We start from the raw sequence: 14101 nt of genomic DNA, 5'->3' as shown, positions 1-14101 counted from the left end.
GAGACGGGTGCAGGCCGTTCCGCCTGCGCCGTTCACGACTTGGTAACAATTCGGATTCAGGTAGCCGCAGGCTCGGCGAAGAGGTCGTATTCGTCGTTGTCGGTGACCTTGACTGAAACAATGTCGCCGATCTTGATGCCGGTGGCATTGTTGACGATGACCTGGCCGTCGATTTCCGGGGCGTCCCATTTGGAGCGGGCGATTACGCGGTTTTCCTCGGGGCGCACGTCATCGACGATGACGTCGATGGTGCGGCCGACCTTCTTCTGCAACTGCTGGAAGGAGACGTTCTGGGCCACTTCCATCAATTGGGCAAAGCGTTCTTCCTTGACCTCGTCGGGGACGATGCCGTCGAGTTCGTTGGCAGTGGCGCCGGTGACGGGCTCATATTTGAAGCAGCCGGCGCGGTCGATCTCGGCTTCCTCGATGAAATCGAGCAGCATGTCGAAATCCTCGTCCGTCTCGCCAGGGAAGCCGACGATGAAATTGGAGCGCACGGTGAGGTCGGGGACCTGGCGCTTCCAGTCGAGAATGCGGTTGAGTGTCTTTTCCTGATGGGCAGGACGGCGCATGGCCTTGAGCACATTCGGGGACGCGTGCTGGAAGGGAATGTCGAGATAGGGCAGGACGAGGCCTTCAGCCATCAGTTCCATGACCGGATCGACATGGGGATAGGGATAGACATAGTGCAGGCGCACCCAGGCGCCCAGTTCACCCAGCTCCTTGGCCAGATCGTAGAACTTGGCCTTGACCTCGCGGCCACGGTACTTGCTGGTTGCGTATTTGATGTCGAGCCCGTAGGCGCTGGTATCCTGCGAGATGACCAGCAGTTCCTTGACGCCGGAGCGGATGAGGCCCTCGGCCTCTCCGAGGATGCCGGCTGCCGGACGCGACGCAAGGTCACCGCGGATCTGGGGGATGATGCAGAAGGAGCAGCGATTGTTGCAGCCTTCAGAAATCTTGAGATAGGCGTAGTGGCGCGGCGTAAGCTTGAGCCCGCTTTCAGGCACAAGATCGACAAAGCGGTTGGGCACGGGCGGCAGGTGCTGATGCACAGCCGAGACCACGCTTTCATATTGATGCGGGCCGGTGATGGCGAGAACGCTGGGATGAGTCTCGCGGATCAGGCCTTCCTCGATGCCGAGGCAACCGGTAACGATAACGCGACCGTTCTCATTGAGCGCTTCGCCAATGGCCTCAAGGCTTTCCTGCTTGGCGCTATCGAGAAATCCGCAGGTATTGACCAGAACGACATCGGCCCCGGCATAGTCGCGGCTAAACGAATAGCCCTGCGCGCGCAGGGTGGTCATGATGCGCTCGCTATCGACGAGGGCCTTGGGGCAGCCGAGGCTGACGAGGCCAATTTTTGGCGCTTGGCTCATGTGAGCGTGGGTTCCGATGTGGGAGTGATTGCGCGCGTCATACAGAAACTTGGTCGGTTACGCAATGTGACTGCCCTTCGGTAGGGGCGGGGCAGACCTGACCTGAGTGGGACGCCGGGGGCAGATTTTGTCGCCCGGGAACGGAAAGGCCGCCTCGTGGGCGGCCTTGGTTCGTTTCAGGTTACCGATTTGGGAGGCGTTCGCTTGGCGGTGCGCCTGGGCGGCTTGTGAGTGTCCCCCGGCTTGGTCGCCGGTTCGCGAGCAGCCACTGATGCTGGTGCAGCCGGTTCCGACTGCGCCGATGCTGCGTAGGGCACGGGCTCGGTGGCCGGGGTGATGTATTCGTCGGCCTCGGCGAAGTCGCGTTCTTCACCTTCCTCGGCCAGGTCGCGGATCGCGTCGCGAACTTCATCGAGGAGGGACGCCGAATAACGCGAGCGCTGCACGCTGTCGCCGGTGCTCTCATGGCTCCGGAACCAGACCAGCAGTGCCTCGCAGCCGATGCGCAGGCCGACAAAGGCGAGGAGGCCGAAAACCACGATTTCGAGCAGGCCCCAGAGACCGTCACCAAAGCCGGTGCCGAAGCGGAAGAAGAAGTGGCTGATGGCCCAGAGCAGGATCGCGGCCAGACCCAGAGCGTAGAAAATGGGGACCAGCTTCGGCGACAAGATGGAGTCGAGGCGAAACAGGGTCTGGCGGGTCAGCAGGCGCTTGAGATCGTCCAGGGTCATGGCGGGCTCCTCGAATCCGTTTGGCTAGGATGCAAATTGATCGGCTGAGGCCGGGATAGCAAGGTTGGTGGGGCCGAAAATAGCTTCGAAACGCCGGCGCAGCACCGAATCGACTTCCGGCAGGGTCAGCAGCAGGCCCAGATCTTCGAACGAGGTGACGCCCTGGTCGGTGATGCCGCAGGGGACGATGCCGTCATAGTGGCTGAGATCGGGGGCCACATTGAGCGAAATGCCGTGGAAGGTGATCCATTTGCGCACACGCACGCCAATGGCGGCGATCTTGTCCTCGCGGGCAATGCCCTTTTCAGGGCGCGGGACCCAGACGCCGACGCGGCCCTCGCGGCGTTCTCCGGTGATGTTGTGGGCGGCCAGGGTATCGATGACCCATTGTTCAAGACCCTGCACCAGGCAGCGGATATCGCGGCCGCGCCTTGTGAGGTCGAGCATGACATAGGCCACCCGCTGGCCGGGGCCATGATAGGTGAATTGGCCGCCGCGGCCGGCCGGATAGACCGGAAAACGCGGATTGAGCAGGTCTTCGGGGCGGGCGGACGTGCCGGAGGTGTAGAGCGGGGGGTGTTCGAGCAGCCAAACGGCTTCAGGCCTCTCGCCGGCGGCGATGGCGGCGACGCGCTGATCCATCACGGCCAGGGCAGCAGCATAGTCGAGCGGGGCGTCGAAAATGCGCCACTCGACGGCACGGTCGTCCGTCCGGTGTAATTTTGCACCGCTTTGGCACGTTTCGTTTTGGTTCGTTAACACTTCCATAACCGGCTCGGGTCGAGTTTGATGATCAGCGAATCCATGGCGCGCGACGCCGGACCCAGGACCTTTGTTATCTATGAACACGCTCGACAATATTGAAGTGGATATCACGGTTGAGTTGGGTGCGACCACTGTGCCGATTCATCACATGTTGCGCATGGGCCGCGGCGCGGTGATCGAACTGGACGCGAACGAGCACGACCCGCTGCGCATCTATGCCAATCGCACGCTGATCGCCAGGGGCGAGGTCAATGTCGAAGAAGGGCATTTGCGGGTGCTGGTGACCGAAAAGGTGCTGCGCTTCGGGTGAAACCGTGACGCCGGGGGCAGGGGATGAAGTCCTCTCTCCACAACCAATCTGAAATCTCCGATTATCCGCTTGAGGTTATGACGGAGCTTTGCTAAACCCCCACTCGCTTCGGGGCCTTTGGCGCCAAAGCTTCTACCACACTCGTGCGGTCGTGGCGGAATTGGTAGACGCGCAGCGTTGAGGTCGCTGTATCGCAAGATGTGGAAGTTCGAGTCTTCTCGACCGCACCAGTCACTTCGGTGAAAAACAAGAAGCTGCCGCAGGGCGGCTTTTTTGTTGTTTGGCGCAAGTGAATCAGGCCGGTTATCCGGCCGTTAAGCCGGACCGCTCCATATTTCCTTCCTCAAACGGGTGAAGGCAATGCAATCTTCAATATGGCGGTCGGCCGTACGTCGCGGACTGTTTGTGGTCTGGTTGCTATGGGGCCTCGGCACGTTGGCGTGGCAGATCTTTCCGATACCGACCAATCTTGCCTTATTGGTGCTTGTCGCGCTGGGTCTGGGCTACAGCTACTTGCTCATGCGCTGGAAGATGCCACAGGAGCCACTCAGCGACGACTTCAGGGACAAAACCAGCTCGGGCAATCAGATGCTCAAGGAGCACTTCATAACTCTAGCCATTGCCTTCCCATTTGGCCTGATCCTCACAGTGTTCGCACAGAGTAGATTGCCCGGGTGACAAAGCTCGCGGCTAGACGCGGAGCTTCTTGTTGACCTCCACCTTCGGCACCCTAAATCCCATGGCGATCCAGGCGCCGAGCAGTTTGGCATAAAAGCCAGCCGTGACCATGCCGCCGGCGGGGAGGCTGTCGTCGAGTGTCACGCCTTCTGGGACATCGCCGGTCTGGGTGCGAATCTGCATGGCGGGGCGCTGGTCTTCGGGCCAGAGGCCGGCGAAGAGGCTGAGCCAGTGGGCGGCTTCGAATTCCGTAAAGACCGGGGTGTGGCAGCAGGTGGTGAGGACGCGGCGGGTGGGCGCGGAACCGCTAAGGCGAAACTCGGCCAGGTTCGCCGTGCCATCGGGGAAGCGGACGCGGTCCTTGCGATAAAGAATGTAGGGTACGCCGCCGCTGGGGCCGGTCAGCGGTAAGGAAGGGGGCAGGGTGGCGAGGCGCTGGGAAGCGCTGCGGCAGGAATTGCAATGGCATTCGGCGGTGATGAACGGATCGCCGATCACTTCGAGATGAAACTGGCCGCAGGCGCAGGTGAGCGTCGTGGTCTTGGTCATGTCAGGCATTCCTTTTGGGATCATGTCGCCCTGGCGACGATCCGACCGCAGGCCCTTCGACACGATGGCGGCAGATTTCGCATGCGGCAAGCCTTCGCGATGGCGGCGCGGAGCGTGTGGGGCAAGTCGCAAATGTGACGTGCTTCTAATCCACGTATTGGCGCAGCTTGTCGGGCGCCAGATATTCCCACGCATCGTGGAGGCGTAGGGACAGTTCGTCGTCTTTGATGCGGTCGAGGCGAACGAGGACATCATTCTTGCCCACGAAAGGCTCGGTCTCGAAATAGAGATCGGGCGAAATGTCCATCAACAGCACTTTCTGATCGCTGGGGCAGGCCAGGATCACCGTGTTGGGTTCGAGCATGGTGGCAAGGGCGCGATCGGCCACCAGAAGCGCCGGCGCGCCGTCGCGCGAACCGCGCGTAATGCCGGGCAGGCGTCGATCCGACAGCAGGCGGACAATCCGGGCGAAGCCGGGTTCGAGGTCCTTGGCATCAGACATTTGCGTGCGACCTCCTGTATTGACGAAAAAGCGTCTCCACCACTCTGGCGCAAGGTGGAGTGATTGGCTATGGCTTGTGATGCCCCTGAAACCCCCGGGACACGCAAAGGGCTCCCAATGAGCGACGATTTTGACATGGCGCCTGGCCTCGAGACCGGGAATGACATTGATGTGTTCCGCGACGCGGACGGCCGGATCAGTGCGCTCTGGCTGGAGCGGCTGCGCGCCTTTCTCGATGCTTCGCGGGTGGAAGACATCGCCCTGGTCATGGAGCCATTGCACATTTCCGATGTGGGCGACGTCCTCGAGCAGTTGGTGCACGAGGATCGCGTGGCGCTGGTGCGCATGCTGGGGCACCGGTTCGACTTTTCCGCCCTCACCGAGGTGGATGAAAGCATCCGCCTCGACATCATGGATGCCCTGCCCAATGCGGAAATCGCCCGGGGCGTGGCCGAGCTGGACAATGACGACGCGGTCTATCTGCTCGAGCACCTGGAGCAGGAGGATCGCGACGAAATCCTCTCGGCGCTGCCGACTTTCGAGCGGCTGGCGCTGAAGCGGAGTCTCGATTTCCCCGACGAGTCCGCCGGACGGCGGATGCAGACCGATTTCATTGCCATTCCCCCGTTCTGGACGGTGGGGCAGGTGATCGACTATCTACGTACCGAGAAGGACCTACCCGACGAGTTCTACCAGCTCTATGTGGTAGATGCCGGCTATACGGTGCTGGGTACGCTGCCGCTGGACAAGTTCCTGCGCAGCCAGCGCGCGGTCAAGATCGACGCAATCATGAACACCAATTTCGTGCTGGTGAAAGCCGAGGACGACCAGGAAGAAGCCGCGCGTTTTTTCGAGCGCTATGACCTGGTCGAGGTCGGCGTGGTGGATGAAAGCGGGCGGCTGGTCGGTGTGCTGACCATCGACGATATCGTGGACGTGATCCACGAGGAAGCCGATGAGGACATCAAGCTGCTGGCCGGCGTGGGCGACGAAGATGTGTCCGACAGCACGCTGGATACGGTCAAAAGCCGCGTGCCCTGGCTGGTGATCAACCTGTTCACCGCTGTCATGGTCAGTTTCGTCATCGGCCTGTTCAACGGGACAATCGAGCAGATGGTGGCGCTGGCGGTGCTGATGCCGATCGTTGCCTCCATGGGCGGCAATGCAGGGGCGCAGACCATGACGGTTACCGTGCGGGCGCTGTCGATGCGCGAGCTGGATGGTGGGCGTGTGCGCCGGCTGATCCGCCGCGAGATGGTGGTGGGCGTGGTCAATGGCGTGATTTTCGCCATCCTGATCGGCATTGTGACGGCGGTGCGCTATGGCGATGTGCAGCTCGGGATCGTCATCGGGCTCGCCATGGTCATCAACATGATCGTGGCCGGAACATTCGGAATTCTTATTCCCCTGACGCTCGAACGGCTCAAGGCGGATCCGGCGATTGCCTCTGCGGTGTTCGTGACCACGGTGACCGATGTGATTGGCTTCTTTGCCTTTTTGGGTATTGCCGGGCTGTGGTTCGGGCTGTTCTGAGGCGTTCTTCCGCAAAATTGTGGCTGTGGAGTGTTGCAGTTTGGTCGCTTGCTTCCCACCTGCGAGGCGGCTAACGATTCATTACCGGCCGCAGGGTGTCTTCTGGACGCGCTGCCGCCAGGGAATTGGGGGACACCTTCTTTTCCCGGGCAGCAGACCCCTGGGGTCGGCGTGGACGACTGACAAGGAGCGATCTATGCGCAGTCAAACCAAGGCTAATGTCTGGCAGACGATGAGCTGGGCGCTGGTATGCCTCGTATCGATGGGGCTGGTTTTCTCCGTAGTTGCTAGCGTCTAGAAAGGCGCTGGAGTTATTCACTACAGAATGGTTCAAGCGGAGGGCGCCCGGCCACTGGGCGCCCTCCATTTTTGATGAGGAAAGTCCATGAAGCTCCTGATCGGGAATCGCAATTATTCGACGTGGTCGCTGCGGCCCTGGCTGGTGCTGCGGCATTTCGATATCCCTTTCGAGGATGAAGTGCTGCAGCTCTCGGGAACCGGATGGCGTGAGAGGCTGGCGGCGCGCTCGCCCACCGGCAAGGTGCCGGTGCTGATCCACGGGGACCTGGTGGTTCCCGAGACCATCGCCATCATCGAATATGTTGCTGACTGCTTTCCGGACAAGCCGATCTGGCCCGTGGACCGCAGCGAACGGGCACTGGCGCGCGCCGCTGCCGCCGAAATGCATGCCGGGTTTTCCGGCCTGCGTAATCATGCGCCGATGAACCTGCGGGCGAGCCATCCCAATAAGGTCGATCTCGATGCGGTGCGCAAGGACCTGCACCGGGTGGAGACGCTTTGGGGCGACCTGCTGGCGCGCTCGGGCGGACCGTATCTGTTCGGAGCGTTCACAGCGGCCGATGCGATGTTTGCGCCGCTGGCGACGCGGCTGCGGACTTATGAGCTGCCGGTGTCGGACGTGGCGCAGCGCTATGTCGAGGCGATCTATGCGCTGCCGGCCTTCCAGGACTGGCTGGGTATGGCTCTGCAGGAGCCGTGGATCGTGGACGATGACGAGATCGATGTCATTCAGGGGCGGGTGGCGCCGGGGATGCTGGCATGATTCATATGGTCAAGCTCTGCGTTGGCGTCGCCAGCGTGGAGGAACTGGAAAGCTATCGGGACGAACGCGCCCATTGGTGGGGCGCCGATTATGGCGAGGACGTGCATGTGCACCGCACCCGCATGATGCCCAGGCGCGGCGACGAGATGGAGGGGCAGGGGTCGATCTACTGGGTCATGTCGGGCACGATCTGCTGCCGGCAGCGCATTCTGCGGCTGGCGCAATATACCGATCCCGAGGGCAAGGATTATTGCGACATCATCATGGCGCCGGAAATTGTGCGCACCGTGCCCTATCCCAAACGACCCTTCCAGGGCTGGCGGTATTTACGACCCGAGGATGCACCGCCGGACATGGAGGCCGGTGGCAATGACAATTCGGCAGAGATTGCGGCGGAACTGGCGCGGATGGGGTTGATCTAGGGAGCGGGTTGCGCTTTGCCGCCATATGGAACCGCGCGTCACCCTCGGGCTTGACCCGAGGGCACTACACTTTCCGGAGCTATGTCGAAGTATAGACCCCTCGGGTCAAGCCCGAGGGTGACGATCGGGTAGGTGACGGGAGCGGACCTACTCCGCCGCCTTGGTCACGAAATGCGGCCTGCGGTCCATGACTTCCTTGAGATAGACGCCGGTATGGGAGCGCGTGTTCTCCGCGACCTCTTCGGGCGTGCCGACGGCCACGATCTCGCCGCCGCCATCGCCGCCCTCGGGGCCCAGATCGATGATCCAGTCGGCGGTCTTGATGACCTCGAGATTGTGCTCGATGACCACGACCGTATTGCCGCCCTCGACCAGTTCGTGCAGCACTTCGAGCAGCTTGGCGACGTCGTGGAAGTGCAGGCCCGTGGTGGGCTCGTCGAGCATGTAGAGTGTGCGGCCGGTGGCGCGCTTGGAGAGTTCCTTCGAAAGCTTGACGCGCTGCGCCTCGCCGCCGGAGAGGGTGGTCGCCGGCTGGCCGATTTTCACATAGCCGAGGCCGACTCGCTGGAGCGTGGCAAACTTGTCGCGGATGACCGGGACGGCGGAGAAGAACTCGACGCCCTCATCGATGGTCATGTCGAGAATGTCGGAGATCGACTTGCCCTTGAACTGGACTTCCAGCGTCTCGCGATTATAGCGCTTGCCCTTGCAGACATCGCAGGTGACGTAGACGTCGGGCAGGAAGTGCATCTCGATCTTTAGGACGCCGTCGCCCTCGCATTTCTCGCAGCGGCCACCCTTGACGTTGAAGCTGAAGCGGCCCGGGCCATAGCCGCGGGTCTTGGCCTCGGGAAGGCCTGCAAACCATTCGCGCAGCGGCGTGAAGGCGCCGGTATAAGTGGCAGGATTGGAGCGCGGGGTGCGGCCGATCGGCGACTGGTCGATGTCGATGACCTTGTCGAGGAATTCGAGGCCGGTGAGGCTTTCATGCGGGGCAGGGACCACGCGGGCGCCGTTCAGCCGCCGGGCGATGGCCTGGTACATGGTGTCGATCATCAGGGTCGACTTGCCGCCGCCGGAGACGCCGGTGATGGCGACGAACATGCCGAGCGGCACATCGACCGAGACGTTCTTCAAATTGTTGCCGGTGGCGCCCCTGATCGAGAGAGCCTTGCCCTTCTTGCCTTCGCGGCGTTCGGTGGGCACCGGAATGCCCATGCGGCCGGAGAGATATTTGCCGGTGAGGCTGTCGGGGTGGTTGAGAATGTCCTGGGGCGAGCCTTCGGCGACGATATTGCCGCCATTGACGCCGGCGCCGGGGCCGATATCCAGGACGTAGTCGGCGGTGAGGATGGCATCCTCGTCATGCTCGACGACGATCACGGTATTACCGAGGTCGCGCAGGCGCTGCAGGGTTTCAAGCAAGCGCGCATTGTCACGCTGGTGCAGGCCGATTGAGGGCTCGTCGAGCACGTAAAGCACGCCGGTGAGGCCCGAGCCGATCTGGCTGGCCAGACGGATGCGCTGACTTTCGCCACCCGACAGGGTGCCGGAATTGCGCGACATGGACAGATATTCAAGACCCACATCGAGCAGGAATTTCAGGCGCTCGCGGATTTCCTTGAGGATGCGCTCGCCGATCTGGCTCTGGGTGGGGGTGAGCTTGTCGGAGAGGTCGATGAACCACTGGCTGGCATTGCGGATGGACATCTCGCTGACCTTGCCCACATGCAGGCCGTCGATCTTGACGGCCAGGGCTTCGGGCTTGAGGCGATAACCGCCGCAAGCCACGCAGGGCTTGGCCGACATGTATTTCTCGATTTCCTCGCGCATGCCGGCGCTTTCGGTTTCCCGGTAGCGGCGCTCGAGATTGCCGATGACGCCCTCGAAGACTTTCGAGGTCTTGTACTGGCGCAGGCCATCGTCATAGACGAAGTCGATCTTGGTCTTGTCGGTGCCGTAGAGCACCGCATGCTGCACGTCGAAGGGCAGTTCGTTCCAGGCGGTACCGGTGGAGGCGCCGAAATACTTCACCACGGCCTGCAAGGTCTGTTGATAATAGGGCGCGCTGGTCTTGGACCAGGGCAGGATAGCGCCATCGCGCAGCGACAGGGTCTGGTCGGGCACGATCTGGTCGGGATCGATCTTCTGTTCGGTGCCCAGGCCATCGCAGACCGGGCAGGCGCCGAAGGGATTGTTGAACGAGAACAGGCGCGGCTCAATCTCGGCAATGGTAAAGCCGGACACCGGGCAGGCGAATTTTTCCGAAAAGGTGACCTGACGCGGGCTGCCATCCTCGTTTTTCTCGTCGGCAAATTCGATCAGGGCGATGCCCTCTGCCAGCTTCAGTGCCGTCTCGAAACTTTCGGCCAGACGTCCGGAAATATCCTTAGAAACGACAAGGCGATCGACCACGACCTCAATGTCGTGCTTGAACTTCTTGTCAAGTGCCGGAGCATCCTCGATCTCATGATATTCGCCATCGATCTTGACGCGCTGGAAGCCCTTGCGCATCAGGTCCGCCAGTTCCTTCTTGAACTCGCCCTTGCGGCCGCGCGCGATGGGGGCGAGGAGGTAGAGGCGGGTGCCTTCTGGCAGTTCCAGGGTGCGGTCGACCATCTGGGACACGGTCTGGCTCTCGATGGGCAGGCCCGTTGTGGGTGAATAGGGGACGCCGACGCGGGCATAGAGCAGGCGCAGATAGTCGTAGATCTCGGTGACGGTGCCGACGGTGGAACGCGGATTGCGGCTGGTGGTCTTCTGCTCGATGGAAATGGCGGGCGAGAGGCCTTCGATGTGCTCGACATCGGGCTTCTGCATCATTTCCAGGAACTGGCGCGCATAAGCGGAAAGGGACTCCACATAGCGCCGCTGCCCCTCGGCATAGATGGTGTCGAAGGCCAGAGATGATTTTCCCGAGCCGGAAAGACCGGTCATGACGATCAGGCTGTCGCGCGGCAGCCTGACGTCGATGCCCTTGAGATTGTGCTCGCGGGCGCCACGGACAACGATTTCGCGATTAAGGCTGGGGTGGCTCATGTGGTCGTCCATGCTGCGAGTGGCGCTGTGGGTACAGCGCCCGAAATGACGTCAAGGTTGCGGCGAGAGCCCAGAAATAGGGCGGCGCGCGCTGCGGCGCAAGCGGCCTTGCCGCATGATGCCAATTCCAAATACGTGATCGGGTCTAGAACATAGACCTTTGCTGGCTGCGAACATAATGGGAACGCAGGGAGTCGATCAAGTCTCGCGCGAGCAGTCGGGGAAGGCTCCTGACAGGCTATGTCAGGAGGGCATTGACTCTGCGAAGAAAAATAGAACATATGCAGAACATACATAGCGGGGGCGGAGCGGACAGTGCGTGCGGCAGTTGTGTAGAACCGCAATTGTGACGTGTATGGACTGCGGAAAAGTCTATTGTGCGGCAACAGGGTCCAAGGCTGCGTGCCGGGCGGCAGACATGACCCAAGAGAGAAAGCGTCCCGTGACCGGACAGACCGGGACTGAATTGGAAGGATATGCGCCATGGCTGGCAGCGTGAACAAGGTTATTCTGGTCGGCAATCTGGGCAATGACCCGGAAGTGCGGAATCTGCCCAGCGGCGGCAAGGTGGTCAATCTGAGCGTGGCGACATCGGAGCGCTGGAAAGACCGCAATAGCGGCGAGCAGCGCGAAAAGACCGAATGGCACCGCGTGGTGATTTTTTCGGAAGGCCTGGCGCGCGTGGCCGAGCAATATCTGCGGAAGGGCTCCAAGGTCTATCTCGAGGGCCAGTTGCAGACCCGCAAATGGCAGGACCAGAGTGGCGCCGACAAATATTCCACCGAGGTGGTGCTGCAGAACTTCAACTCGTCCATGGTGCTGCTTGACGGCCGTGGCGAGGGCGCCGGCGACAGCGGCGGTTACGGCGGCGGCGATAATGGCGGCTTCCGTGGCGTGCGCGACAATTCGGGTGGCGGCGGCGGTCGGCGTCCCTCGGCCAATGCCCCGGCCTTCGAGCCGGGCGGCATGGATGACGATATCCCGTTCTGATCAGGGTGGTGCAAGGGCGGCTTAGGGCCGTCCTTGCTGTTTGTGAGCGGAACTATAAGAGATCAGGCGGCGTATTGGCGCCAGGTGCCGCGTCCGTCGGACTTGGCCTGGTAGAGCGCCGTGTCGGCGTTGCGATAGAGGGTGTCGGCATTGTGTTCGCCACGTCGGGCCATGCCAATGGATGCACCGATCGTTCGGGTCTGACCGGCGAGCGTGAAGGGCATTTCGAGGGCCTGGATGACATGAGCGCAGAGTGCCGCGTCATCGATGCCCGCGCTCTGGTCGGTGAGAATGGCGAATTCATCGCCGCCGATGCGGGCGACCAGAGTTCCGGCCGGACAGCATTCGGACAGACGCCGGCCCGCTTCGATCAGGCAGTCATCACCCGAGACGTGCCCCAGTTCGTCATTGATGGCCTTGAAGCGATCAAGGTCGACAAGGATCAGGGTACCCACAGGATTGGCATTGATGGCCCCATGCAGGTCATCAAGGCGGGCCTGGAACAGGCTGCGATTGGCGAGGCCGGTCAGTGAATCGGTCTCAGCGAGGCGTCGCGTACGCTCGGCAAGCAGCTTTTCCTCGGTAATATTCTGCTTCATGCCGAAAATGCGGCGGGCGCGGCCATCCACGCCGTCCACGGTCGCAGTGATGCGCATCCAGCGCCGCTTGCCGGTGGTGGTGGTGATCTCCGCGTCGAAATTGAAATCCCCCAGCGTGGCGATGGCCTCGGACCGCAGCGCGTTCATCTTCGCGGCCGATTCAGGGGTGTACATGGCCAGGGTCCTGGCGCGATCGATGGGTGAACCACGCGGCAATTCGAACAGGTCGTAGATACCATCGCTCCAGGTCAGCGTCTCGTCGGGCAGGGAGCACGACCAGATGCCGATCCGCGCCGTGGCCGAAGCGCGCTCGACCAGATGCCGGCGATGGATTTCCGCTGCGCGCCTACGCTCCATGGCGGCATGGGCGACCAGTTCGGTGACCTGAGCCAAAAGCAGGTTTGCGGTGCCGGCAGGCCGCGCGGTGTGATCCCACAGCAGCAGCCAGTGTGGATTGCCTGGATTGATGGAGGGAATCGGCACGACCATGAGGAAGCTCGCCCCCGAATCGTCTCCGGTGGCGATCGTGCCCGAGCGTCCGAAGAGTTCGGGCGCAACACCCGTTGGCGGCGCTTCGCCGGCAATGTCGATCCAGCGCACACCGGCCCCGATCAGCCCGGCGCCGGCCATGCCGGTGCAGCGGCGCAGGCGATCGAGGAAGGCACGACCAGACGCCAAGCCACCGGCCCGTTCAGGGGCGGTTTTCGGCGGCGTGCGGCTGGTCAGCAGGGAGGGCGCAAACATGCGCGGAGCGTAGCAGTGGCTCCTTAAGACATTGTTTTCTCACGATGGTTTGGCCAAACAAAAAAAAGGGCGGCACAGATGTGTGCCGCCCTCCAATACAAGCAGCGCCGCCTCAGCGCGCAAACGGGATTTCGGCGCGCAGGCTGTCGCCTGATTCAATATAAACGAGTTCGAACTGGACCTGGATGGCGCCCTGATTGAGCTGGATCTGAGCCGAGATGCTCAGTTCCTTGCCCTCCTCGTCCTGGTCGCGTTCACGCAGGTTGAAGACAAGTCCCGAGCCGCGCTTCTGGCCGACGGCAACTCCGGAGAAAGAATTGAACTCCATGACTGCCTCAAAGCGCTTGCTGGCTTCGACATGCGCCATGGTGCCAGACACCGAAAGCGGAGGGCTGCCGGCAAAGGCGCAGCGGCCATTGTAGTTCACCTTGTCTTGATTGCCCTGGGTGAGCGACAGGCGACAGCGTACGGTTTCTGTATCTGCGCCGATCAGGACGCCGTTACCGACCCAATCGCCGATATAGGACTTGAGCAGCGCAACATCTGCCGGCGCGGCCGCGACGGGAGCGGCGCCCAGTGCGGCAGTAAACAGGAGACCTGCCAGTGCCGCAGCACGGGTCAGGGGTCCGAAAATGATCATGGCGCTATGCCCTCCAAACAAGCAATACAAGCCCCCCGGCATGTTCTTGCCGGCCAAGAATAGCTGTTATCGGCCGATAGCTTGGCCGGTTCTCGCGAAAGTGATCATGCACCAGCGGTCCGGCCGGAATCACCGCACGACATTAGCTTTTGCC

14 protein-coding genes and 1 tRNA gene are annotated in these 14101 nt (G+C 61.8%); 7 read left to right on the top strand and 8 right to left on the bottom strand.

The window, feature by feature from the left end; all coding sequences use genetic code 11:
* Positions 1-56 precede the first annotated feature (56 nt).
* The 3 genes from rimO to lipB all read right to left on the bottom strand — a co-directional run bounded on the left by rimO (position 57) and on the right by lipB (position 2881).
* Positions 57-1382, bottom strand: a complete 1326-nt coding sequence (rimO, locus tag ACXYMS_RS12995) for a 30S ribosomal protein S12 methylthiotransferase RimO (RefSeq protein WP_458906888.1) — start codon at positions 1380-1382, stop codon at positions 57-59.
* Positions 1383-1558: 176 nt separating this feature from the next.
* The gene (locus tag ACXYMS_RS12990) at positions 1559-2113 is read right to left on the bottom strand and encodes a DUF4282 domain-containing protein (protein WP_458906886.1); all 555 of its coding nucleotides are present in this window, start codon (positions 2111-2113) and stop codon (positions 1559-1561) included.
* 24 nt (positions 2114-2137) lie between these two features.
* On the bottom strand, positions 2138-2881 hold the full coding sequence (lipB, locus tag ACXYMS_RS12985; protein ID WP_458906885.1) for a lipoyl(octanoyl) transferase LipB: 744 nt from the start codon (positions 2879-2881) through the stop codon (positions 2138-2140).
* A gap of 73 nt (positions 2882-2954) precedes the next feature.
* Between lipB and ACXYMS_RS12980 the strand changes: the two genes are divergently transcribed.
* The 3 genes from ACXYMS_RS12980 (at position 2955) to ACXYMS_RS12970 (ending at position 3866) form a co-directional block, all read left to right on the top strand.
* The gene (locus ACXYMS_RS12980; RefSeq protein WP_458906883.1) at positions 2955-3188 is read left to right on the top strand and encodes a FliM/FliN family flagellar motor switch protein; all 234 of its coding nucleotides are present in this window, start codon (positions 2955-2957) and stop codon (positions 3186-3188) included.
* A 145-nt stretch (positions 3189-3333) separates the two neighbouring features.
* Positions 3334-3418 (top strand) — tRNA-Leu (locus tag ACXYMS_RS12975).
* 130 nt (positions 3419-3548) lie between these two features.
* Positions 3549-3866: a hypothetical protein gene (locus ACXYMS_RS12970; RefSeq protein ID WP_458906882.1), complete on the top strand. Its 318-nt coding sequence runs from the start codon at positions 3549-3551 to the stop codon at positions 3864-3866.
* Between the two features lie 12 nt (positions 3867-3878).
* Here the strand turns inward: ACXYMS_RS12970 and ACXYMS_RS12965 are convergent, their stop codons facing one another.
* Both ACXYMS_RS12965 and ACXYMS_RS12960 read right to left on the bottom strand, forming a co-directional pair.
* The gene (locus ACXYMS_RS12965; protein WP_458906881.1) at positions 3879-4415 is read right to left on the bottom strand and encodes a GFA family protein; all 537 of its coding nucleotides are present in this window, start codon (positions 4413-4415) and stop codon (positions 3879-3881) included.
* Between the two features lie 145 nt (positions 4416-4560).
* On the bottom strand, positions 4561-4917 hold the full coding sequence (locus tag ACXYMS_RS12960) for an MmcQ/YjbR family DNA-binding protein (RefSeq protein ID WP_458906879.1): 357 nt from the start codon (positions 4915-4917) through the stop codon (positions 4561-4563).
* 117 nt (positions 4918-5034) lie between these two features.
* Between ACXYMS_RS12960 and mgtE the strand changes: the two genes are divergently transcribed.
* The 3 genes from mgtE to ACXYMS_RS12945 all read left to right on the top strand — a co-directional run bounded on the left by mgtE (position 5035) and on the right by ACXYMS_RS12945 (position 7935).
* Positions 5035-6450, top strand: a complete 1416-nt coding sequence (mgtE, locus tag ACXYMS_RS12955) for a magnesium transporter (RefSeq protein WP_458906878.1) — start codon at positions 5035-5037, stop codon at positions 6448-6450.
* Between the two features lie 385 nt (positions 6451-6835).
* Positions 6836-7513, top strand: a complete 678-nt coding sequence (locus ACXYMS_RS12950; protein WP_458906876.1) for a glutathione S-transferase N-terminal domain-containing protein — start codon at positions 6836-6838, stop codon at positions 7511-7513.
* The gene (locus ACXYMS_RS12945; RefSeq protein WP_458906875.1) at positions 7510-7935 is read left to right on the top strand and encodes a DUF1489 family protein; all 426 of its coding nucleotides are present in this window, start codon (positions 7510-7512) and stop codon (positions 7933-7935) included. The genes ACXYMS_RS12950 and ACXYMS_RS12945 overlap by 4 nt, the downstream gene beginning before the upstream one ends.
* A gap of 147 nt (positions 7936-8082) precedes the next feature.
* Here ACXYMS_RS12945 and uvrA read toward each other — a convergent pair whose 3' ends face one another.
* Positions 8083-10986 (bottom strand): excinuclease ABC subunit UvrA, encoded by a 2904-nt coding sequence (gene uvrA, locus ACXYMS_RS12940; RefSeq protein ID WP_458906874.1) that lies wholly within the window; start codon positions 10984-10986, stop codon positions 8083-8085.
* 471 nt (positions 10987-11457) lie between these two features.
* Here uvrA and ssb point away from each other — a divergent pair, with 471 nt between their 5' ends.
* Entirely contained in the window at positions 11458-11964 is a 507-nt protein-coding gene (gene ssb, locus ACXYMS_RS12935) for a single-stranded DNA-binding protein (protein WP_458906872.1), read from the top strand.
* Positions 11965-12026: 62 nt separating this feature from the next.
* On the opposite strand, the gene ACXYMS_RS12930 is transcribed toward ssb, so the two are convergent.
* Positions 12027-13307, bottom strand: a complete 1281-nt coding sequence (locus ACXYMS_RS12930) for a diguanylate cyclase domain-containing protein (protein WP_458906870.1) — start codon at positions 13305-13307, stop codon at positions 12027-12029.
* Positions 13308-13419: 112 nt separating this feature from the next.
* Positions 13420-13947: a hypothetical protein gene (locus ACXYMS_RS12925; RefSeq protein ID WP_458906869.1), complete on the bottom strand. Its 528-nt coding sequence runs from the start codon at positions 13945-13947 to the stop codon at positions 13420-13422.
* Positions 13948-14101 lie beyond the last annotated feature (154 nt).

It is taken from the genome of Devosia sp. CAU 1758, assembly GCF_054482695.1.
Note: the sequence above shows the minus strand (reverse complement) of the source record. Positions and strands in the feature narration are given on the sequence as shown.